The 22370-nt window shown below is 63.3% G+C and carries 20 protein-coding genes; 11 read left to right on the top strand and 9 right to left on the bottom strand.

Annotation, left to right across the window (positions count from 1 at the left end; translation table 11 throughout):
- Window positions 1-195: 195 nt before the first annotated feature.
- Window positions 196-1146, top strand: a complete 951-nt coding sequence (locus tag AC07VY_RS25730) for an AEC family transporter (protein ID WP_495099984.1) — start codon at window positions 196-198, stop codon at window positions 1144-1146.
- Here the strand turns inward: AC07VY_RS25730 and AC07VY_RS25725 are convergent.
- From AC07VY_RS25725 to speB, 7 genes are all read right to left on the bottom strand, one after another.
- Window positions 1140-2081 carry a 2-hydroxyacid dehydrogenase gene (locus AC07VY_RS25725; protein WP_495099985.1) on the bottom strand — a complete coding sequence of 314 codons (942 nt, stop codon included), beginning with the start codon at window positions 2079-2081 and terminating at the stop codon, window positions 1140-1142. The genes AC07VY_RS25730 and AC07VY_RS25725 overlap by 7 nt on opposite strands.
- A gap of 15 nt (window positions 2082-2096) precedes the next feature.
- Window positions 2097-2852: a class II aldolase/adducin family protein gene (locus tag AC07VY_RS25720; protein ID WP_495099986.1), complete on the bottom strand. Its 756-nt coding sequence runs from the start codon at window positions 2850-2852 to the stop codon at window positions 2097-2099.
- Window position 2853: 1 nt separating this feature from the next.
- The gene (locus tag AC07VY_RS25715) at window positions 2854-4383 is read right to left on the bottom strand and encodes an amino acid ABC transporter permease/ATP-binding protein (RefSeq protein WP_495099987.1); all 1530 of its coding nucleotides are present in this window, start codon (window positions 4381-4383) and stop codon (window positions 2854-2856) included.
- A 212-nt stretch (window positions 4384-4595) separates the two neighbouring features.
- Entirely contained in the window at window positions 4596-5405 is an 810-nt protein-coding gene (locus AC07VY_RS25710; protein ID WP_495099988.1) for a transporter substrate-binding domain-containing protein, read from the bottom strand.
- Between the two features lie 50 nt (window positions 5406-5455).
- Window positions 5456-6511: an isopenicillin N synthase family dioxygenase gene (locus AC07VY_RS25705; protein WP_495099989.1), complete on the bottom strand. Its 1056-nt coding sequence runs from the start codon at window positions 6509-6511 to the stop codon at window positions 5456-5458.
- A gap of 2 nt (window positions 6512-6513) precedes the next feature.
- Complete coding sequence (locus AC07VY_RS25700) at window positions 6514-7389, bottom strand: sugar phosphate isomerase/epimerase family protein (protein ID WP_495099990.1); 876 nt, start codon at window positions 7387-7389, stop codon at window positions 6514-6516.
- A 9-nt stretch (window positions 7390-7398) separates the two neighbouring features.
- Window positions 7399-8349 (bottom strand): agmatinase, encoded by a 951-nt coding sequence (speB, locus tag AC07VY_RS25695; protein ID WP_495099991.1) that lies wholly within the window; start codon window positions 8347-8349, stop codon window positions 7399-7401.
- 116 nt (window positions 8350-8465) lie between these two features.
- Between speB and AC07VY_RS25690 the strand changes: the two genes are divergently transcribed.
- Window positions 8466-9368, top strand: coding sequence for a LysR family transcriptional regulator (locus AC07VY_RS25690; RefSeq protein ID WP_495099992.1), 903 nt, complete (start codon window positions 8466-8468; stop codon window positions 9366-9368).
- An 88-nt stretch (window positions 9369-9456) separates the two neighbouring features.
- Here AC07VY_RS25690 and AC07VY_RS25685 read toward each other — a convergent pair whose 3' ends face one another.
- The gene (locus AC07VY_RS25685; protein ID WP_495099993.1) at window positions 9457-10365 is read right to left on the bottom strand and encodes a LysR family transcriptional regulator; all 909 of its coding nucleotides are present in this window, start codon (window positions 10363-10365) and stop codon (window positions 9457-9459) included.
- 178 nt (window positions 10366-10543) lie between these two features.
- On the opposite strand from AC07VY_RS25685, the gene AC07VY_RS25680 reads away from it, so the two are divergent.
- The 5 genes from AC07VY_RS25680 (at window position 10544) to AC07VY_RS25660 (ending at window position 18759) form a co-directional block, all read left to right on the top strand.
- Window positions 10544-11413: an alpha/beta hydrolase gene (locus tag AC07VY_RS25680; protein ID WP_495099994.1), complete on the top strand. Its 870-nt coding sequence runs from the start codon at window positions 10544-10546 to the stop codon at window positions 11411-11413.
- Window positions 11414-11523: 110 nt separating this feature from the next.
- Window positions 11524-12750 (top strand): efflux RND transporter periplasmic adaptor subunit, encoded by a 1227-nt coding sequence (locus AC07VY_RS25675; protein ID WP_495099995.1) that lies wholly within the window; start codon window positions 11524-11526, stop codon window positions 12748-12750.
- Window positions 12751-12774: 24 nt separating this feature from the next.
- Window positions 12775-16014 carry an efflux RND transporter permease subunit gene (locus AC07VY_RS25670; RefSeq protein WP_495099996.1) on the top strand — a complete coding sequence of 1080 codons (3240 nt, stop codon included), beginning with the start codon at window positions 12775-12777 and terminating at the stop codon, window positions 16012-16014.
- 15 nt (window positions 16015-16029) lie between these two features.
- Window positions 16030-17478 (top strand): efflux transporter outer membrane subunit, encoded by a 1449-nt coding sequence (locus AC07VY_RS25665; protein WP_495099997.1) that lies wholly within the window; start codon window positions 16030-16032, stop codon window positions 17476-17478.
- Between the two features lie 75 nt (window positions 17479-17553).
- Window positions 17554-18759 (top strand): MFS transporter, encoded by a 1206-nt coding sequence (locus tag AC07VY_RS25660; RefSeq protein ID WP_495099998.1) that lies wholly within the window; start codon window positions 17554-17556, stop codon window positions 18757-18759.
- A 156-nt stretch (window positions 18760-18915) separates the two neighbouring features.
- On the opposite strand, the gene AC07VY_RS25655 is transcribed toward AC07VY_RS25660, so the two are convergent.
- The gene (locus AC07VY_RS25655; RefSeq protein WP_495099999.1) at window positions 18916-19827 is read right to left on the bottom strand and encodes a LysR family transcriptional regulator; all 912 of its coding nucleotides are present in this window, start codon (window positions 19825-19827) and stop codon (window positions 18916-18918) included.
- A gap of 125 nt (window positions 19828-19952) precedes the next feature.
- Between AC07VY_RS25655 and AC07VY_RS25650 the strand changes: the two genes are divergently transcribed.
- From AC07VY_RS25650 to AC07VY_RS25635, 4 genes are all read left to right on the top strand, one after another.
- Window positions 19953-20705 carry an SDR family oxidoreductase gene (locus tag AC07VY_RS25650; protein WP_495100000.1) on the top strand — a complete coding sequence of 251 codons (753 nt, stop codon included), beginning with the start codon at window positions 19953-19955 and terminating at the stop codon, window positions 20703-20705.
- A gap of 154 nt (window positions 20706-20859) precedes the next feature.
- On the top strand, window positions 20860-21537 hold the full coding sequence (locus AC07VY_RS25645; protein ID WP_495100001.1) for a glutathione S-transferase family protein: 678 nt from the start codon (window positions 20860-20862) through the stop codon (window positions 21535-21537).
- A 129-nt stretch (window positions 21538-21666) separates the two neighbouring features.
- Entirely contained in the window at window positions 21667-22080 is a 414-nt protein-coding gene (locus AC07VY_RS25640) for an MmcQ/YjbR family DNA-binding protein (RefSeq protein ID WP_495100002.1), read from the top strand.
- Complete coding sequence (locus AC07VY_RS25635; RefSeq protein ID WP_495100003.1) at window positions 22077-22307, top strand: TfoX/Sxy family protein; 231 nt, start codon at window positions 22077-22079, stop codon at window positions 22305-22307. The genes AC07VY_RS25640 and AC07VY_RS25635 overlap by 4 nt, the downstream gene beginning before the upstream one ends.
- Window positions 22308-22370: the final 63 nt, after the last annotated feature.

Raw genomic sequence — 22370 nt, 5'->3', positions numbered from 1 at the left:
AACTGGATGAAACACCAGTATGGCGCATCTGAACCAAAATTCAAGTCTGTCTGAGGCAGGTAGCTAATCAGGAAAAAATCCGTGCGACGCTTATACCTACTGCGCAACCAGCTACATATTCAATAGCATAAAAAGCTAAAAAAGGGCGTTGTTTACACTGTGGGCCTCTGCTTTTGCACTCTGTCGCCCGCGCCCGTGAACAACCCCATCGTCTCCTCCCTGCTCCCCGTGGTCCTGTTGATCGCCTTGGGCTGGATCGCCGGCCGCCGCCAGTGGATAGGCCCAGGCTCGGTGAAAGACCTGTCCAACCTGGTGTTTCTGCTGCTGTCGCCGGCCCTGCTGTTCCGCTCCATGAGCGTGGTGCATGTGCAGGACCTGAGTCTGAAGCCGGTAGCGGCTTACTTCCTGGGCGCGGGGGTCATCTTTGCGGGCACGCTACTGGTCTATGGCTTTAACCGCACGGCCGCCGTGCTGGGCATGGCCAGCACCTATAGCAACACGTCCATGATCGGCATCCCCCTGATCGGCCTAGCCTACGGGCCGCCGGGCATGGTGACGCTGCTGACCCTGATCTCCCTGCACGCCCTGGTGCTGCTGACCCTGGCCACTGTGGCGGTGGAGTTGGCCGTAGCCCGCGAAAACGCCCGCAACGGCGGCCCCCAGCACCATGTGGCGGTGCTGGTCTGGCAGGCGGTGCGCAATGCGGTGCTGCACCCTGTGCCCATTCCCATCATGGCCGGCCTGCTGTTTGCCCAGACTGGCTGGACCATCCCAGCAGTGATAGACACGCCTTTGATGCTGCTGGGCCAGGCCTTCAGCCCGGTGGCCCTGGTGATGGTGGGCATCACCCTGGCGCAGAACCGGGTTGGGCCACAGCTGCGCCCTGCGCTGGGACTGGCGCTGGCGAAAAACCTGCTACATCCGGCGCTGGTGGTGCTGTTTGGCTGGCTGCTGGGCCTGCATGGTTTGTCGCTGATGGTGATGGTGGTGGCGGGCGCCATGCCCATGGGCGCGAACGTATTCCTGTTCGCGCAACGCTACCGCACCAAGGAAGAAATGATCACCGCCAGCGTGGCCGTGTCCACCGTGTTGGGCCTGGTGACGGTCAGTGCGGTGATGGCCTTCGTGGGCTGGTGGTATCAGTAGCCTGCGGCCATATCCACCGGATTCAGTAGCGGCTGGCCGCTGCGTATGCGCTGCAGATTGTCAAAAATCTGCGCCACGATCACGCTGGCCTGCGCACCCGAGGCCATATGCGGCGTCACCACCACGCGCGGGTGCGCCCACAGCGGGCTGGATGCCGGCAGCGGCTCCTGCGCAAACACATCGACTACGGCGCCGCGCAGCGTGCCCTGGTCCAGCGCCTGCAGCAAATCGTCCACCACCAGATGCTCGCCACGCCCGGCATGCACCAGGGCCGCGCCGGGCTTGAGCCGGCTGAACAGCTCGCGGCCCAGCAGGTGGCGGGTCTCGGGCGTCAACGGCAGCAGGCAGATCAGGATGTCGGGCTGACGCAGGAATGCGTCCAGCCCTGCAGGCCCGGCATAGGTGGCGACGCCATCGACGGCATGGTCGGAACGCGACCAGCCGCTGACTTCAAAACCCTGGGCACGTAGCACCTGCACGATATGGCCGCCCAGCACGCCCAGGCCCATCACGCCCACATGGGTCTGGGCGGGCGTCTTCTGCACCGGCATCTGCCACACGCGCTGCACTTGCTGCTGCAGCGCTTGGTCCAGCGCGCGGTGGTAGTACAGCACGGACCACAGCACGTACTCGGCCATGCCCACGGCCAGGCCGGGGTCCACCATGCGGGTGACGGGCAGCTGCACGCCCGGCAGGCGCTGCAGTATGTGTTCCACGCCCGCCGCAATCGAGCACACCAGGCGCAGATTCGGCAGGCTTTCCACCAAGCCCCGCGGCGGGAACCAGGCGGCCAGGGCCACCACGTCAGCCGGGTCGGGTACATCGGGCCACAGGCGTACCTGCACATCGGGCCAGTGGCGCTCGGCCTCTGCACGGAAGGCGGCATGCAGCCCGCCCAAATCATCGGTATCGCTGCACACCAGCAGAGTCGGCATAGTCGGTTCAGTTTGTCAGTTGCGGTAAGAAGGGTCGATGCGGTCCAACTTGCGCAGCCAGGCCTGCCAGAGTATCTGGCGCTCATGCTCCACGCTTTGCAGCTGTTCGCAGGCATGCTGGCTCAGGTGGGTGGGCATGGCGCTGACCGGGCCGGCGGTAGCGGCCATCTGGCTGGCCGCCATCTGGATTTCACACGCGCGGTTCAGGTAGTACATGATGCAAAACGCATCGGCCACCGTGGCACCCACGGACAACAGGCCGTGGTGGCGCAGGATCAGCGCGATGTTATTGCCCAGCGCCTGCTGGATGCGGGAGCGCTCGCCCAGGTCGAAGGCCACGCCTTCGTAGGCATGCACGCCGACCCGGCCATAAAACTCGGCGCTGATCTGGTTCAACTGCAGCAACCCACCGTCGCAGGCCGCTACTGCCATGCCAGCCAGGGTGTGGGTATGGATCACGCAATGTGCGTTCTGGCCGTCCATGTGCACAGCACTGTGCACGGTGAAGCCGGCCACGTTGTAGTCGGCGCCGCCAGACACCACGCGGCCCTGCATGTCCACCACCAGCAGGTCGCTGGCGCAGACCTCGTCAAACATCTTGCCAAAGGGGTTGATCAGAAAGCGCTCTTCCCCGTCATCCTCTCCACCAATGGACGGCAGGCGCGCAGAGAAGTGGGTGTAGAGCGTGTCGTCCCAGCCAAACAGGGCGGCCAGGCGGTAGGCGGCGGCCAGGTCGCGGCGCAGGGTGGCTTCGTCAGTCGTTACGGTCATATCAAGCGTCCAGTCCCATGAATTTGCGCACACGCTCTGTCGTGGCGCTAGGCGCGTCGGGTTGTTGAATCTGCTGCGGGGTGGCGTCGAGCTGGACCAGGCCGTTCTCCATGAACAGCACGCGGTCGGAGATGGCCAGGGCGAAATCCATCTCGTGGGTCACGATCACCATGGTCATGCCCTCTTGCGCCAAGTCCTGGATCACCTTCAGCACCTCGCCCACCAGCTCGGGGTCGAGTGCGGACGTGGGCTCGTCGAACAGCATCACGTCGGGCTCCATGGCCAGGGCACGTGCAATCGCCACGCGCTGCTGCTGGCCGCCGGAGAGCTGGTGGGGGTACTTCTGGTGGTGCGCCAGCAGGCCCACTTTGTCCAGCAGCTGCAGCGCGCGGGTGCGGCGCAAAAGCGCATCTGCGGGCTGCTGGTGGTAGCGCGGCGCCAGGCAGACGTTGTCCAGCACGGTGAGGTGCGGGAACAAATTGAAATTCTGGAAGGCCATGCCGATACGGCCAATGCCTTTGCGCACGCGGCTGCTGTCCAAAGGCTCGTTGGCGTGGATATAGTTTTCGCCAAACAGAATGATCTCGCCCTGGTCGATTTTCTCCAGGCCGTTGATGGTGCGGATCAGCGAGGTCTTGCCCGAGCCAGACGGCCCGATGATGGAAATCACCTCGCCCGCTGCCACCTGCAGCGCTATGCCCTTGAGCACCTGGTGCGGCCCGTAGGCCTTATGGATATTGCGCAGCTCCAGGGCGGCAGGCGTACCGGCTGCGGCCACCACCGGCTGCAAGGCTACCGGACCACCCAGCTCACCGCGCAGCGCGGTACACGCAGCGGCGTCCAGTGTCACGGGCTGGCGCGTGTGCAGGTCCAGCCGCTTCTCCAGCCAGCTGAACAGGGTGCTGAAGATAGTGACCAGAAACACGTAGTACACGGCCACGGCCAGCAGGGTTTCCATCACCAGAAAGTTCTGCGAATACAGGCGCAGGCCGGTCATCAACAGTTCGGGCAGCGAGATCACCGACACCAGCGAGGTCAGCTTGATGATGGTGACGTATTCGTTGATCAGCGTGGGCAGGGCGATACGAAAAGCCTGCGGAATCACGATCAGGCGCATGGCGCCAAAGCGGCCAATCGCCAGCGCCTTGCCCGCCTCGCGCTGGCCCTTGGCCACCGACAGCAGGCCGCCACGATGGATCTCGGCCATATAGGCGGCCTCGGTCAGCACCATGGCGAGCAGGCCGGCAAAGAAGGGTTCACCAATGATGCTGCGGCTGGCCGGGAATATCTGCGGCAGATTGAACACAAACACCACCAGCACCAGCAGCGGCACGCTGCGAAACAGCCACACATAAAATGCGGCCGCCGCGCTGATCCAGCGCGACTCGGCAATGCGCGCGCAGGCCACCAAAAAGCCCAGCACCAGGCCCAGCCCCCAGGACAGCGAGCCCAGCTCGACGACCGTTACGCAGGCCCGCCAGAACACCCCCATGGAAAACAGAGAGAAGAAATACGGCCAATCCAATTCCATATGCAGGCTCCAGCAGGCGCATCAACGCCGTGCCACTCGGTTTAAATTAATTACTCCTCCACGCTGCTCACAGAACGCACTTCCGCCAGAAACACCGCAGAACTGGCTTTGCCAGGCTGCTGGTGTTGCCCCCTGCGTGTCCCATCAGTTTTACAAACTGATGGGAGGGGGGTTGGCGAAAGACGCGCAGCGCTGCAGCCTGGGGGTGAGTCCTATTTCGAGGCTACTGGCTCGAGGTCGTACTTCTTGATCAGCGCTGCGTATTCGCCGCTGGCCTGGGCGGCAGCCAAGGCTTTCTCCAGCGACTGGTACAGCGCGGTGTTGCCCTTCTTCACGTAAATACCCAGGGTTTGTGGATAGACCAGCGCGGGCGAGCTGATGGTGATGCGGCCCTTGCTGCGTTCTGCCAGCATCTTGGCGGCACCGGCAATTTCCAATTGGGCCTGGATGTTCTTCGACAGCAGCGCTTGCGACGCCTCAGGCGCGGTGGGGAACTCGCTCACGGCCACGGCGGGCTTGCCGTTCGGCACGCAGTACTCAGTGGACAGCTTGGCCAGGGCCTTAACCCAGCTGGTGCCGGCTTGCAAGCCTACCTTCATACCGCACAGCTCCTGCTCGGTCTTCGGCGTTACGCCACCATCCTTGGCCACCATGATGGAAGCGCCGGTGCGGGCATAGGCAATCGCATCGGCCTGGGCTGTGCGCTCGGGGGTGATGTACATGCCGGAGATTACGGTATCAAACTGGCCGCTGCCCAGGCCCAGGATCAGGCTGGGGAACTTGGTGTCCACGAAAGCCGGCTTGGTCTTCATGTCCTTGCTCAGCATCTCAGCCACATCGGGGTCAAAGCCCACGACCTTGTCGCCCTGCCAGGATTCAAACGGTGGGTAAGTGATTTCCATGCCGACCTTGATCTGGCCGGGGGTCAGGGTTTGGGCAAATGCAGCGGCCGGCAGCAAGGCTGCCAATGCCAGAGCCAACAGGCTGCTGTGCAGGGACGCGGTACGGATGGTTTTCATCATGGTGGTTAACTCCTGGGGTGGGTGGACAAATAACGGAAGCGAAACGGGGTTCAGGCAATGGCCTGGGACTTCAGGTGGCCGAAACTATTGGGCTTCAGCGCACCTTCGGGCAGGGCGATTTCACCGGCCTCTACCTTGCGTTTGAGGTAGGTGTAGGTCTGCTGGGCCTGCGAATACATGTGGTCGCCGATCGACAGCTCGCTGTAGCTGGTGCTCGCAGATACACGGGCAAACTGCGGCAGCGGGCGGATGCGCGTGTGGTAATCGCAGGCAAAAAACAGCGGGAAGGAATAGCGCTCGTGCTGCACCTTGCGCACGCGGTGCGAGGTGGCGGGGAAAGCGCCGGCGGTCATCACCTCCAGCATGTCACCGATGTTGATCACAAAAGCCTCTTCACCAGCCTCGGAATACGGCGGAGCGTCAACCCAGACACCCTGGTCATTCATCACTTCCAGGCCGGGCTGGTCGGCCAGCAGCAGCGTGAAGCACTCGTAATCGGTGTGCGCGCCTATGCCGGGCGCATCCACCGCCTCGGTGTCCACGGGGTAATGGATCAAGCGCAGCTTGGACGGCGGGCAGGTCACCATGGCCTCAAAAAAATCTTCCGGCTGGCCCAGCGACAAGGCAAAGCCACGGAACAGCTGGCGACCGAGGGCGAACACCGCCGCGTAATAGCTGGCCACTGCGGCCTTGAAGCCGGGCAGATCCGGCCATTTGTTGTTGCCGATCAGCGGCGTGCCGGCCAGCACCAGCGGGTGGTCGTTCGGTGCTTCAAAGCCGATGTCGAAGGCTTCCTTGTGGTCGGGCCGGCCTTTGGAATACACCTCTTCGCCTTCGGGCACATAGCCTTTGTGGCCCCAGGATTCGCCGATGTAGTAACGCATCTTCCATTCCATCTGCTGGGCGAAGAGAGTGCGGCTGGCCTCGCGTAGGCCGGCGATCAGCTGGGAATCAATGCCGTGGCCAACGATGTAGAAAAAGCCGACGTCACGTGCCGCCTGGCCCAGGGCATCGGCCACTGTCTGGCGCTGGGCCAGGCTATCGCTGTAGAGGCCACTGATATTGATCACGGGCAAGGCCGTGAAATTACGTTGTCCGGGTTGCATGCTCAGAGTCCTGCCGCGGTGTGGGTTTGAGAGAGGTTGTGTTGCAACCAGCGTTCAAAATGGCGCCGCTCCTCCAGCGCCATCCAGCGGTTGACCGACCACAGGTCGACCACCGGGCTGCACGTGTACGGCAGCAGATGCATATAGCCGTCCGGGCCGAACTCGGGGGTCAGCGTGGCCGTGGTGTAGCCCTGGGCACGCTGCACAGCCCAGATGGATTCCCAGAAGCGCTGATGGAACGCCAGCTCGGGCGCGTACTCAGGCGCGGCCGGGTCGGGCACCTGCGGGCCCTGGGCATAGGCCACACGGGCCTGGATATGGTGCACGCGGTCGATGAATGGCTGGAAGTCGTCCAGCGGGTCGTCCAGCAAACGCTCGCACACCACCACCCAATGGCTGATGTCGGCGGTGTAGCGCAGCTGGGGCAACTGGCGAGCTATGTCCAGTGTGACCCAGGGGCTGTACAGCGAGCTGGCACGGTGCGTCTCGAAGGTGCAGGCAATGCCCGCCGCATCTGCCAGGGCTTGGGCCCGGCCCAGAAAGTCCACCTGCGCAGTCAGGGGCCAGCGGTCGTTGCCGGCCAGCAGATTCACGAAACGGGGTGCTATGTCTGCCGCTGCATCGAAGGCGCGGGCCAGGTGCTGCAGATGCACCTCGGGGCCGTCCTGCTGGCGCGGGATTACATCGGCGCCGGTGAACACGGTGGCAATGTAGTCCAGCGCCTCGGCACGAAGGGTATCGCGCAGCACACGCCGAGCCACCGCATCCAGGGGCAGGCGGGCTTCCAGGCCCGTGCAGCCGGCTTCGCGCAACTGCTCCACACAGGCCGCCATGTCCGTGGTTGCGCCCCAGGTAGAGCGAAAAATCTTAAGTTCCATGGTCTTATCTCAGCGGTACGCCACGCCGGGCAGCACGCACAGCATTTCGTAAAGCAAGTTCGCTGCCAGTTGCGAGGTATTGCCGCTGAGGTCATAGGGTGGCGACACCTCCACCAGGTCTCCGCCGACCAGGTTCAGTCCTTTGCAGCCGCGCACGATTTCCAGCGCCTGGATGGCGGTCAGGCCGCCCACTTCGGGAGTACCGGTGCCGGGGGCCCAGGCGGGGTCGATGCCGTCAATGTCAAAGCTGAGATACACCGGGCCACTGCCCAACTGGGTGCGCACCTCGGCCATCAGCGGCGCCAGCGACTGGTACCAGCACTGCTCGGCCTGCACCAGGCGAAAGCCCTGGTCCACACCCCATTGGAAGTCGCCGCTGGAATAGCCCTGGGCACGCTGGCCGATCTGCACCACGCGCTTGCAATCCAGCAGGCCCTCTTCCACCGCACGGCGGAAGGTGGTGCCGTGGGCAATCTTCTCGCCAAACATGTCGTCATTGGTATCGGTGTGCGCGTCCACATGCACCAGGCCTACCGGGCCGTGCTTGCGCACAATGGCCCGCAGGATGGGCAATGTGATGGTGTGGTCGCCCCCCAGCGTCAGCGGGATCACCGGGTGCTGCAAAACGCTGTCGTAGCTTTCCTCAATGATGCGCACCGACTCCAGCAGGTTGTAGGTGTTGATGGCCACGTCGCCAATGTCGGCGACCGACAACGAGTCGAACGGCGCCGCCCCTGTCGCCATGTTGTAGGGCCGGATCATCACCGACTCGGCGCGGATCTGGCGCGGCCCGAAGCGGGTGCCAGCGCGCAGCGAGGTGCCGATGTCCAGTGGCACGCCGATGAAGGCAACGTCCAGGCCGGCTGCGCTGTCCATGGCGGGCAGGCGCATCATGGTGGAGCGACCGGCAAAGCGCGGCATCTCGTTGCCGCCCTGGGGTTGGTGAAGAACTTTGGACATCTCGCGGGGACCTTTGGAACTGGAAGCCAGAAACTGGGTTGAACTTTAGCCAGCCCTGGTTATGAAAAAATAGTAGAAAACAAATAATCAGTTTCGACTTTTCACAACTAAACAGCATGGCTACTCCCCCTGGCACCGACTTCAAGCTGCTGCGCATCTTTGCCAGCGTGGCGCGCAACCAAGGCTTTGCCCGCGCACAGCAGGAGCTGAACCTGACCACCTCGGCCATCAGCACCTATATGACCCAGCTGGAGGCCCAGGTCGGCTTCAGCCTGTGCCGGCGCGGGCGCGGTGGCTTTGCGCTAACGCCCAAGGGTGAGCTGCTGTTGTCCGAAACCCTGCGCGTGCTGGGCGAGCTGGACAGCTTTGATCTGTATACCCAGTCGCTCAAGGGCGAGCTGGGCGGCACCCTGAAGATGGGCGTGCTCGACACCACGGTGACCGACGTCTCGCTGCCGCTGGCCCAGGCGATTGGCGTGTTTTCCAGCAAATTCCCCGGCATGCACCTGAGCCTGCTGATACGCAGCCCCTATGAGCTGCAGAAGGGCCTGCTGGACAACGAGCTGGACATTGCCGTGGGCTTCTTCCCCGCCAAGGCGAATGGCCTGATCTACCACCCGCTGTACCGGGAGCAGCAGTGGCTGTACTGCAGCGACCGCCACCCCTGCTTCCACCAGCGGGCGGTGCAGCCGGCCTTTGTGTCGGAGCTGAACGTAGTCAGCCGCAGCTACTGGAGCCAGACCGAGCTGGGCCGCCATGGCTTCAAGCGCAGCGTGGCCACGGTAGAGAGCATGGAGGCGCAGCTGATTCTGATCCTTTCGGGCGGCTACATAGGCTACCTGCCCGAACACTACGCCCAGTCCTGGGTGGAGCAGGGGCGGCTGAAGGTACTGTTACCGGCCGAGTTCGGCTACCAGTCGCAGTTTTCGCTGGTGTTCCGCCGGGGCCGCAGCCGCGAACTGCCGCTGCAGGCCATGCGCGAGTTGCTGCAGCCGGGTAAACGTTCAACCAAGGGGTAAAGTGGATTGCCCACAAGCGCTATATATTTCATAGCTACTCGCGCAGATAGAAGCTGCGCCAGCGGCCTAAAAACCTTGTAAATTTAAACTAGCGCAACAGCGGGTTCTGGCTGAACAGCTCAGCCGCCCAGTCCACAAATGAGCGCACCTTGGCGCTCAGGTGGCGGTTCGGCGGGTACACCACGTAGACCGGCACGGTTCGGATCGACCACTCGGGCAGCACCTGCACCAGTGCACCGCTGGCCAGATGTGGCGCGGCCATGAAGCTCACCAACTGCGCCACGCCCAGGCCGGCCAGCACAGCCGCCATATAGGCATTGCTTTCGTTGACGGAAATACGGTGCGGGCTGGCCAGCTCAATAGTCTCGCCGTCTTTCTCAAAGTCATGCGGCATCAAACGCCCGGTGCGGGGCGAAAAGAAGTTCACCATGTAGTGCCCCTTCTCCAGATCCAGCGGGTGCAAGGGTACGCCATGGCGGCGCAGGTATTCGGGTGAAGCCACGGACATGAACGGCAGGTTGCCAATGCGCCGCGCCACCAGCGACTGGTCCAGCAGCTCACCGCCGCGTATCACGCAGTCCACGTTGTCGCCGATCAGGTCCACCGGGCGGTCGCTGACCCCCAGGTCCAGCTGGATGTCGGGGTAACGCGCATAAAAAGTGTGCAGTGCCGGTATCACCAGCAGTTGCGCCACAGACGAGCCTACATCCACCCGCAAGCGCCCTTGCGGCGTGGTCTGGGCATTGCCCATGCTGGCTTCCAGCTCGTCCAGGTCGGCCAGCAGCCGGGACGCACGCTCGTAGTAGGCGGCGCCGTCGGGCGTGACCGACACGCGGCGCGTGGTGCGGTGCAGCAGCTTGACGCGCAGGCGCGACTCCAGGTGCTGGATCTGTTTGGTGACCGTGGCCTTGGGCAGCGCCAGCGAGTCGGCGGCCTTGGTAAAAGTGCCTGCCTCCACCACCCGGGCAAAGACACGCATGGTCAGTATCTGGTCCATAGTCCTTCCTTGCCCAGACCTCGTGCCAGAGCGGATCGCATCTTCGCACGGTAAAGATGGCCTATTGTTGCTGGATTAGAAACAGAGAACTCGCAAAACTCCATCTTTATCCAATAAACCATGCGCACTACATTACTTCACATTCCCGCACCACCTGCGATTTACTGAAAACACCACCATGGTCTCTCGCCCCACAACCACCCGGCCCACACAGCCCACCGAAAGCGACGCCTGCATCGCGCTGCCGCAGCGGCCCGCGGTGGATGTGCGCATGTACGGCAAGCGCGTACCCGGCGGTGCCGCGCCGCTGGTGCTGCACTTCCATGGCGGCGCCTTTGTGGCGGGCGGCCTGGACAACGGCGCCACGGTGGCACGGCTATTGGCCAGCGCCGGGGCGGTAGTGGTCTCGCTGGCCTACCCGCTGGCGCCAGCGAGCCCGTTTCCACAGGGCGTAGAAGTGGGCTACGACACGCTGGAATGGGTTTACAAACACCGCGTGAAACTGGCCGGCCAGGGCGCCCGCCTTTTCCTGGCCGGCGAAGAAGCCGGTGGCAACCTGGCCGCCGCCGTGGCCATGATGGCACGCGACCGTGGCCACCCGCCGCTGGCCGGGCAGATTCTGCTGTCGCCCATGCTCGACCCCTGCGTAGGCACGGCGTCGCTGCGGGCCAGCACCGGTGCTGCTACCGGCTGTAAATGGGCCGATGGCTGGCAGCAGTACCTGCGCTGCCCGATGGACGCCGAGCACCCCTATGCCGTACCCGGCGTAGCCCGCCGTCTGGCCGACCTGCCGCCCACCCTGGTGCTCAGCGGTGCAGACGACCCCATGCGCGACGAAGCTCGGGCCTATGCCGAGCGGCTGCGCAGTGCCGGCATCGCAGCCAGCTTCAATCTGGTGACGAATGCCAAGGGCTGGCCCGATGCCTTGTACACCCCGCTGATCGCCGAATGCCCTTGTGCGGCGGACCTGCAGCAACAGTTCCGCGCCTTCTTCGAAGCCACGCTGCCGTCCCAGCAGGCCAGCCCCGACAAGCCCGGAAGCTGTTGACGCTAGCGCGCTGAACCGCCCTCCTCTGTAACCCGTTTTTCCCGGCCCTGTGGGTCCGGGCGGGCCGCCGCATGGTCCACCGTTTTTTCCATCCTCTCTGAAAGACTGCTATGAGCTCCAAAACCGCCTTCCCCCTGCGCAGCACACTGTGGACTGCCGCCGTCTCCCTGACCGCTGTGGCAGCGGCCGCCGCCATCGTCTTCGGCCTGCAAAGCACCCCGGCCGAAGCCGGCCTGTCACCGGCAGCGCCACAGGCCATTCCGGTCTCGGTCGCTACCGTGACCGAGAGCCAGGTCAACGCCTGGAGCGAGTTCTCAGGCCGGTTGGAAGCCGTGCAGCGGGTAGACATCCGCTCCCGTGTGGCTGGCGCTGTGCAGTCCGTGCATTTCCGCGAAGGCGCGCTGGTGAAACAGGGCGATCTGCTGTTCACCATCGACCCCGCCCCGTATGCCGCCGAGGTAGACCGCAGCGACGCCCAGCTGGCCGCCGCCCAGGCCCGCGTGTCGCAGGCCAACAGCGAATTCGAACGCTCCAAGCGCCTATGGGACGAGCACGCAATCGCCCAGCGCGAGCTGGACGAGCGCGGCAACAGCCTGCGTGAAGCCCAGGCCAATCTGCGCGCCGCCCAGGCCGGCCTGCAAACCACCCGCCTGAACCTGGACTACACCCAGGTGCGCGCGCCGGTGTCGGGCCGCGTCGGCAAGCTGGAAGTGACCGTGGGTAACCTGGTGGCCGCCGGCCCCGGCGCACAGGTGCTGACCACGCTGGTCTCCATCAGCCCCATCTACGCCAGCTTTGACGCCGACGAACGCGTGATTGCCCGTGCGCTGAAAGACCTGCACGGGCCAGACGGCACGCGCGGCATTGAGAGCATTCCCGTGCAAATGGGCACCGCCGCCACCAGCGACACGCCCTTCACCGGCAAGCTGCAGCTGGTAGACAACCAGGTGGACGCCAAGAGCGGCACGGTGCGCACCCGCGCCGTGTTCGACAACAAGGACGGTAGCCTGATGCCCGGCCAGTTCGCCCGCGTCCGCATGGGCCAGACCCAGGCCGAAACCGCGCTGCTGGTGAACGAGCGCGCCGTAGGCACCGACCAGGACAAGAAATTTGTGATGGTGGTTGGCGCCGACAACACCGTGGCCTACCGCGAGGTAACGCTGGGCGCATCGGTCAACGGCCTGCGCGTCGTCAGCAAGGGGCTGGTCGCCGGTGAAAAGCTGGTCGTCAACGGCCTGCAACGGGTGCGACCCGGCGCGCTGATTGCGCCCCAACTGGTACCCATGGATGGAAAGCCCGAAGCCCAAGCAAAAGCTGGGGCGGCAACCCAGTCCTGATCGGAATCTTCAGAGAACAACCCCATGAATTTGTCTAAATTTTTCATCGACCGACCGATCTTCGCGGGCGTGCTGTCGCTCTTGATGCTGATCGCCGGCCTGATCGCGTTGCGCAGCCTGCCGATTTCGGAATACCCCGAGGTCGCACCACCTTCCGTGGTGGTGCGCGCCCAGTACCCGGGCGCCAACCCCAAGGTGATCGCCGAAACTGTGGCCACGCCGCTGGAAGAAAGCATCAACGGCGTGGAAGGCATGCTCTACATGGGCAGCCAGGCCACGACCGACGGCGTAATGACCTTGACCGTCACCTTCAAACTAGGCACCGACCCCGACAAGGCCCAACAGCTGGTACAAAACCGTGTCTCCCAAGCCGAGCCGCGCCTGCCCGAAGAAGTGCGCCGCCTGGGCGTCACCACGGTCAAGAGCGCACCGGACCTGACCATGGTGGTGCATCTGGCTTCGCCCAACAAGCGCTACGACATGAACTACCTGCGCAACTACGCGGTACTGAATGTGAAAGACCGCTTGGCGCGCATCCAGGGTGTGGGTCAGGTGCAGATATTTGGCGGCGGCGACTATTCCATGCGCGTCTGGCTGGACCCGCAAAAGGTCGCGCAGCGCGGCCTGTCGGCCAGTGACGTGGTGGCCGCCATCCGTGGCCAGAACGTGCAAGCCGCCGCCGGTGTGGTGGGTGCATCGCCCGGCCTGGCGGGTGTGGACATGCAGCTGTCAATCAACGCCCAAGGGCGCTTGCAGAGTGAAGAAGAATTTGGCGACATCATCGTCAAGACCGGTGCCGATGGCGCCGTCACCCGCCTGCGCGACATTGGCCGGCTGGAAATGGGTGCGGCCGACTACTCGTTGCGCTCGCTGCTGAACAACGACCCGGCCGTGGGCATGGGCGTGTTCCAGGCACCAGGCTCAAACGCACTGGACATCTCGACCAATGTGCGCAAGACCATGGACGAGCTGCAGAAAAACATGCCAGAGGGCGTGGAGTTCCGCATCGCCTACGACCCCACGCAGTTCGTGCGGGCCTCCATTGAATCGGTGGTGCACACCCTGCTGGAGGCCGTGTTTCTGGTGGTGCTGGTGGTGATTCTGTTCCTGCAGACCTGGCGCGCGTCCATCATCCCGCTGCTGGCCGTACCGGTGTCGGTGGTGGGCACGTTTGCCGTGCTGCACATCCTGGGCTTCTCGATCAACGCCCTGAGCCTGTTCGGCTTGGTGCTGGCCATCGGCATCGTGGTGGACGACGCCATCGTGGTGGTGGAGAACGTGGAGCGCAATATCGAGGCCGGCCTGAGCCCGCGCAACGCCACCTATAAGGCCATGCGGGAAGTGTCCGGCCCCATCATCGCCATCGCCTTGGTGCTGGTGGCGGTGTTCGTGCCGCTGGCCTTCATCAGCGGCTTGACGGGCCAGTTCTACAAGCAGTTCGCGGTGACGATTGCCATCTCCACGGTGATCTCGGCCATCAACTCGCTGACCCTGTCGCCAGCACTCGCCGCCCTGCTGCTACGCGGCCACGACGCGCCCAAAGACGCGTTGACGCGCGGCATGGACAAGGCGCTGGGCTGGTTGTTCCGCGGCTTCAACCGCTTCTTCCACCGTGGCTCGGAAGCCTATAGCGGCGGCGTGAAGCGCGTCATCGGCCGCAAGGCGTTGATGATGGTGATGTACCTGGTGCTGATCGCCGTCACCTTCGGCCTGTTCAAGGCCGTGCCCAGCGGCTTTGTGCCGGCGCAGGACAAGCAATACCTGATCGGATTCGCCCAGCTGCCCGACGGCGCCACGCTGGACCGCACCGAAGACGTGATCAAACGCATGGGCGAGATCGTCAAGAAGAACCCGAGCGTGGAAGACGCCATCGCCTTCCCCGGCCTGTCGATCAACGGCTTCACCAACAGCTCGAACTCAGGCATCGTGTTCGCCACGCTCAAGCCCTTCGCAGAACGCAAGCGCGCCGACCAGAGTGGCGGCGCCGTGGCCGGCCAGCTGAACCAGGCTTTCGGCAGCATCCAGGACGCCTTCATCGTGATGTTCCCGCCACCCCCCGTGGCCGGCCTGGGCACCACCGGTGGCTTCAAGCTGCAACTGGAAGACCGTGGCTCGCTGGGCTATGACGAGATGGACAAGGCCGTGAAAGCCTTCATGGCCAAGGCCTACCAGACGCCCGAGCTGGCCGGCATGTTCACCAGCTGGCAGGTCAACGTGCCGCAGCTGTATGCCGACATCGACCGCACCAAGGCGCGCCAGCTGGGTGTGCCGGTGACTGACATCTTCGACACCATGCAGATCTACCTGGGTAGCCTGTACGCCAACGACTTCAACAAATTTGGCCGCACCTACACCGTGCGGGTGCAGGCCGATGCGCCCTACCGCGCACGGGCTGAAGATGTGGGCCTGCTAAAGGTGCGCTCCAATACCGGTGAAATGGTGCCTCTCTCGGCACTGATGAAGGTGAACTCCAGCTTCGGCCCGGAACGCGCCATGCGCTACAACGGCTACCTGGCCGCTGACATCAACGGTGGCCCGGCCCCCGGCTTTTCATCCGGCCAGGCGCAGGATGCCATCAACCGCATCGCCGCCGAAACCCTGCCCAAGGGCGTGAGCTACGAGTGGACCGAGCTGACCTACCAGGAAATCCTGGCCGGCAATTCCGCCCTGCTGGTGTTCCCGCTGGCCATCCTGCTGGTGTTCCTGGTGCTGGCCGCGCAGTATGAAAGCCTGACGCTGCCGCTGGCCATCATCCTGATCGTGCCCATGGGCATTCTGGCCGCAATGACCGGCGTGTGGATACACGGTGGGGACAACAATGTGTTCACCCAGATCGGGCTGATCGTGCTGGTGGGCTTAAGCGCCAAGAACGCCATCCTGATCGTCGAATTCGCCCGCGAGCTGGAGTTTGAAGGCCGCACGCCGGTACAGGCCGCCATCGAAGCCAGCCGCCTGCGCTTGCGCCCCATTCTGATGACCTCGCTGGCCTTCATCATGGGCGTGCTGCCCCTGGTGTTGTCCACAGGTGCGGGTGCCGAAATGCGCTCGGCCATGGGTGTGGCGGTGTTCGCTGGAATGATTGGCGTGACGGCCTTTGGCCTGTTCCTGACGCCGGTGTTCTACGTACTGATGCGCCGCCTGGCCGGCAACCGCGCCCTGAAACACCACGGCGAAGTCGGCCACATCGAAACAGCTGCGTCCCTGCCCACGCTGCCCCATGGCGGTGGTGGCTCGGCCCGCCCACTGCCTGCCGCGCCCCTGTAAGAACGGAGAAACACCATGACATTCTTTAACCATGCATTGGCACCGCTGCTAGCCGCCCTGGTGCTGGCCGGTTGCGCCAGCGTCCCCGCAGTGGACCCGGTTGCCATCGCCGCCGCACCCGCGGCCTTCAAAGAAGGCGCGCAGTGGACGGCCCTGAGCCCGGCCGAAGCCCGCGACCGCGGCACCTGGTGGAAGGCCTTTGCCGACCCCACGCTGGACACGCTGGTAGAGCGAGCCAGCCTGCACAACACCGGCATTGCCGAAGCCGCCGCCCGCCTCGCCCAAGCCCAGGCACTGCTGCAAAGCAGCCAGGCCGACAAATCGGTACAGCTAGGCCTGGGCGCGGGCGCCACCCGCCAGGCCGGCGCCAATACCACCAATGGCAGCGTACCCAGCACGCTGATCAGCGCCAACGCGCAGCTGTCCTATGAGGTGGACCTGTTCGGCAAGCTGGCGCGCGCCACCGACGCCGCCAGTCTGGACGCCCAGGCCCGCGCCGCGCTGCTGCAGAGCACGCGTCTGCTGGTGCAGGCCAATGTGGCACAAACCTATTTGTCGCTGCGGGCGCTGGACACCGAGCGTGCCCTGGTGCGCGCCACGGTGGATGCCTACCAGGACACGCTGCAGCTGACGCAAAGCCGCTTCCGCGCCGGTGACGTAGCCGAGCTGGAAGTGGTGCGCGTGCAGACCGAGGTAGCCGCCACCGAGTCCGATGCCCTGGCACTGGACCGCCAGCGCGCCACGCTGGAACATGCACTGGCCGTGCTGGTGGGCGACGCGGCGTCTAGCTTCCACCTGGATACGTCCGACTGGCGCACCGCCCTGCCCGTGATACCCGCTGGCGTACCCGGCACGGTACTGGCGCGCCGCCCCGACGTAGCCGCCGCACAGAGCAATCTGCTTGCCGCCCAAGCCCGCGTGGGCGTGGCACAGACGGCCTGGTTCCCCAGCGTGTCGCTGACCGCCGCCGGCGGCTATGCATCGCCCGAGCTCGGCGACGTATTCAAGTGGTCGGCCCGTGCCTGGGGCATAGGGGCTTTGCTGTCAGTACCGCTGCTGGACGGTGGCCGGCGCGAAGCCGGCGTGCAGGCCGCCAACGCCCAGCTGGACGGTGCCACCGCCCAGTACCGTGGCCAGGTGCTGACAGCGTTCCAGGAGGTAGAAGACCAGCTGTCCGCCCTGCGCCTGCTGGACCAGCAAGCCCAGGCGCAGGACCGCGCAGTGGCCTCGGCCAGCCGGGCCACGGTGCTGTCGGATTCGCGTTACCGCAATGGTCTGGTCAGCCAGCTGGACCTGCTGGAGGCACGCCGCAGCGAGCTGCTCAACCGCCGCCAGGCCTTGGGTGTGCGCTCTGCCCAGTACCAGGCCACGGTAGGGCTGGTGCGTGCACTCGGCGGCGGCTGGGATGCAGCCAACAAATCCGCCGTGGAAGTGGTGCCACCGGTGCTGGCGAAAACGCTTTAAGTCCCCAGCATTCAAACAGAAAATGGCTGCAGCGCAATCAATACCTGCGCTAGCAGCTATTAAATAAATAGCAATATGCATCCATCCACATCTCCTGCCGCCCCGCGCGGCCTGGCCGGCGGGAACCCGCCCAGCCTGGCCCGTAACTGGTTGGCCGTAGGCTCCATCGCCGTGGGCACTTTCGCGATGGTGACCACCGAGTTCCTGCCCGTAGGCCTGCTGACCGATATCGCGGCAGACCTGCAGGTGTCGGTAGGCCATGCTGGCCTGATGGTCACCGTGCCGGGCCTGGTCGCTGCCGTGGCCGGCCCCGCGCTGATCGTGGCCTCGGGCCGGCTGGACCGGCGCCTGGTGATGATCGCCCTGACCGTGCTGCTGACCTTGGTCAACCTGGTCGGGGCACTGGCACCCAGCTTTGGCGTGATGCTGGCCGCACGGGTGCTGCTGGGCATCTGCGTGGGCGGCTTCTGGACCTTTGCGCCGGGCATAGGCAGGCAGCTGGTACCGGCCGCCTCGCAAGCGCGCGCCATGGCCATCATCCTGGCGGGTATTTCGGTGGGCACGGTGGCAGGCGTGCCCACCGGTGCACTGCTGGGCAGCCTGGCCGGTTGGCGCAGCGCCTTTGCCACGACGGCAGTGCTAGCCGCGCTGGTGACGTTGGCCCAGTGGTGGCTGCTGCCGGCCCTGCCCGCCGCGCGTGCACTGCGTGCGGCAGACCTGCTCAAGCCCCTGCGGCTACGCATGGCGCAGGTCGGCCTGGTGGCCATAGCGTTCCTGATCGTGGGGCACTTTGCTGCCTACACCTACCTCAAGCCGCTGCTGGAGAAGGTCTTCGGGCTGGAACCCGCCGTGGTGGTCGTCTTGCTGCTGGTCTACGGCGTGGTGGGCATTGCCGGCAACTTCATCGGCAGCAAGCTGGTGGCGTGGAACCTGCGCCTGGCCTTGATCGCGCCAGCGGCCCTGCTGGGAATGGCATTGCTGGCCGCGGCAGTGAGTAGCCCCGGCGCCGTCAGCGCCGACATGGTGGTAGCCGCCTGGGGCCTGGCTTTTGGCGCGCTGCCGGTGGCGCTGACCGCCTGGATGATCCAGGCCGTGCCCGACGCGCCCGAAGCCGGCCAGGCGGTGTTAGTCAGCGTGTTCCAGATCGCCCTGGCCAGCGGCGCGCTGCTGGGTGGGCTAATGGTGGATGGTTTTGGCGTGCCCAGTGCCATGGTGCTGGGCGGGCTGATGGCCTGGGCTGCGGCAGCTGTGCTGGGCCTGTTCCGCAATAAAAACATGTAGAACCTGTTCAGAGCTACCGCATAGCGGGCACTACACCGTGAGCACAATGACGACCTTAAGCAGGCGGTCACGATGGATAACAGCTACAGAGTCAGTGCCAATAGGGTATTGGTTAGCCGCTCTTAGAACGTGTTCACGATCTCTTTGCAATTGAGCTTACTCGCGAACGTTGAGTGCCGGAACCCTCGAAAATGCTTCGGCGATGAAATCCATGAAGACGATGGCCCGCTTCGGAAGAAGTCTGTTCGCCACATAAATGATTTGTATCGGCACAGGCGGGGCGTCATATTCTGTCAGCAGCAATTGCAAATTCCCGTTCTTCAGCCCGTCTTCGAACAACCATTCCGGGCCAAGGCCGACCCCTAGCCCCGCGTTGACAGATTCGCGTGCGGCCTCGGGTGAGCTGACCCGAAGCCTGCCTGTGACCGGAACTTCGATATCCCTGAAACGCCAGGTGGCACCAGACGACAGCAGGGTGTAGACCACGCAATCGTGCCAGCGTAGATCGTCGGGAGCAGCGGGGACTCCGCGTTTGGCGAGATATCCTTTGCTGGCAACGCACACGCGTTTGAACAAACCTATGCGGCGCGCGCGCAGTGCGCTGTCTTCCAAGTGCCCGATCCGAATCGCAAGTTCAGCCCCCTCATCGACCAGATTCACGTAGCGGTCATTGGTCTGGAGGTCCAGCGTCAATCCTGGATAGCGCTCCAGGAAGGCGGGCACATGCGGCAGCACAAATGCATAGCTCAGCGCGGTCGGACAGGCAACACGCAGCAATCCGGAGGGGTTGACGTTCTCCCTGAACGACGACTCTGATTCGTCCACGGCGTCAAGAATTCGCCGGGCTTCCGCGTAGTAGCGTTCCCCCTCTGGTGTGAGGGCAAGCTTGCGCGTCGACCGGTGCAGCAGTCGCGTTTGCAAATGGTCTTCCAGTGCCGCCACATAGCGGCTGACGTTCGGCTGTCCCAAGCCCAAGTCGCGGCCCGCAGCGGAGAAGCTGCCCGTCTCAACGGCACGAGCGAAGCATGTCATCAACAAAAAGCGGTCCACGTGAAATCCTTTATTCATGCAACTGAAGCATGAAATATATTCAAATATACGATCTTATTAAATTTTAGGCATGAGTGCATAGTTCTCCCCACGGCAGGTTAGCCAAGGTTGGTTGACCCCGAATCATCTACAGGAGAACTTTCATGTCCCGCTTGCAAGGCAAACGTACTCTCATCACCGGCGGCACCAGCGGCATTGGCCTGGAAACGGCCAAGCAGTTCCTCGCCGAAGGCGCCCGCGTCATCGTCACCGGTGTCAACCCGGACTCCATCGCAAAGGCCCAGGCGGAGCTGGGTAGCGAGGTCCTGGTACTGCGCGCTGACTCAGCCAGTGTGGCCGCGCAGAAGACGTTGGCGCAAGCCGTCCAGGCGCACTATGGCCAGCTCGACATCGCCTTTCTCAACGCCGGCGTCTCCGTCTGGTTGCCGATCGAAGCGTGGACGGAAGAAATGTTTGATCGCTCGTTCGACATCAACGTCAAGGGGCCTTACTTCCTGATCCAAGCTCTGTTGCCTGTTTTCGCGAACCCCGCATCGGTGGTGCTCAATACGTCGGTCAGCGCGCACGTCGGCGCGGCGCATTCATCGGTCTATGCCGCGACCAAGGCTGCATTTCTGAACATGTCGAAGACGCTTTCGGGTGAATTGCTTGCGCGTGGCATTCGCGTCAACGCCGTCAGTCCTGGCCCGGTTGAAACGCCGCTGTACGACAAGATGGGCATTCCTGAGACCTATCGCGATCAGCTCAACAAGGACATTGCCGCAAGCATTCCGTTTGGTCGCTTCGGCACGCCTGAGGAAGTAGCCAAGGCGGTGCTGTACCTGGCTTCCGACGAGTCCCGATGGACGGTCGGCTCCGAAATCATCGTTGACGGTGGTCGCACGCTCAACGGCTAACTGGATGGGCACTCGCAGCAGCATCCATCCTCTATTCCAAGATCGCAAGCAGATCGACAACGCGGGGGACCTCTTGAAGTCTCAAAATTAAGATCTGTGCGAGACGCCTGCTCCATCTCCGTGGAGCTGGCTTTATTTTTTAGGGCATCTTCCAATGTCACAAATACAGCTGACACTTATCAGCCATCCCCTATGCCCCTTCGTTCAGCGGGTCGCCATCGTGTTGCACGAAAAGAGGATCGCCTTCGATCGGGTGAATGTTGACCTTCACGCCAAACCAGACTGGTTTCTTGCCATATCGCCAACGGGCAAGGTTCCATTGCTCAAAGTTCTACACACAGACGAGCGCGAGTCCGTTCTCTTCGAGAGCGTGGCAATCTGCGAATATGTGGAAGATGTGCAACCCGCGCCAGCATTGCACCCTGCGGATGCGCTACTGCGTGCACAACATCGTGCGTGGATTGAATTCGCTTCTGCCACCTTGACCGATGCATGGGGATTTCTGAACGCCTCCGACACCGAGACAGCCGGTGCCAAAGCTGCCGCTTTCAGGCAGAAGCTGGAGCGGTTTGAGGTCGATATGTCGGACGGTCCTTATTTCGCTGGAGAAGGCTTCAGCATGGTCGATGCTGCAATTGCCCCGGTCTTTCGCTACTTCGACATTCTTGACTTCGAGTCCACCCACCCTGTGTTTGATGGGTTGAACCGGGTAGCAAATTGGCGTTGTGCTTTGGCTCGGCGCCCAAGCGTTGAGGCGGCCGTGGCGGAAGACTATGCCACCCGGTTCCGCAGGCATTTGCAGGAAAAAGACGCACTTTTGGCGGCAGCATAGAGGGGCGACGCACTTGTTTGCATCGGACTTCGAAAAGCTGTTGTAGACCGAAGCGGCATGGATAATCGTAAAGGTGCTCCTCTGACGAAAACACGCTAGTCCTACAGGCTCATAGAGAAAGGTGTTCGTATGAACGTGGGCGATTCCGGCGACCAGAGGTCAGGCACAAGAAGCCTTTCGAAGCGCCAACTTCAGCCGCTGGCTAAAGAAGTAGCGGCATCACTGCCCGGTGTGAGCAACGGCCGCCCATTCGTGGAAAAGCTGGACGTGTACAAGGTCGGCGGCAAACTTTTCATGATCGTCACCGATGATCCCGACGAGAGGATCATCACACTAAAAGCCGATCCAGACCATGCGAGTGCGCTGCGCGATCACTTCCAAACGGTGACTTTTGGACGCTACCTGGACAAGGGGCACTGGATCTCCATAGGCGCAGGCCGGGGTATCACCCCGCGGTTTATTACGGAACTAGTCAAGACTTCCTACCAGTTGGTGGTCCAAACGCTGCCGGTACGTAATAGGCCAAAGAAGGACAGTGTGTGAGCAAGAGCCAGCAATCCCAGAAAACCCAAGCACTTGCAGACCATTACGTAGATCAGCTCTCGTCCTGGGCAAAGATTACGACACGGCCTCTTTTCGGTGCCGTTGCACTCTATCGACAAGATCATGTCTTTGCCATGGCTTGGCATGGAGGCCTCTACTTCAAGGTTGATGACGATTCGCGCAAGAACTACGAGGCTGCGGGTTCCCATGCCCTAGGGCAACGCTGAATAAGTCCCGAGCTGGCGCGTGATTTGCATGTTTGCGTTCCTCATTCTTGAGGAGGTAGGGAT

This window comes from Rhodoferax sp. GW821-FHT02C08, assembly GCF_059421805.1.
Note: the sequence above shows the minus strand (reverse complement) of the source record. Positions and strands in the feature narration are given on the sequence as shown.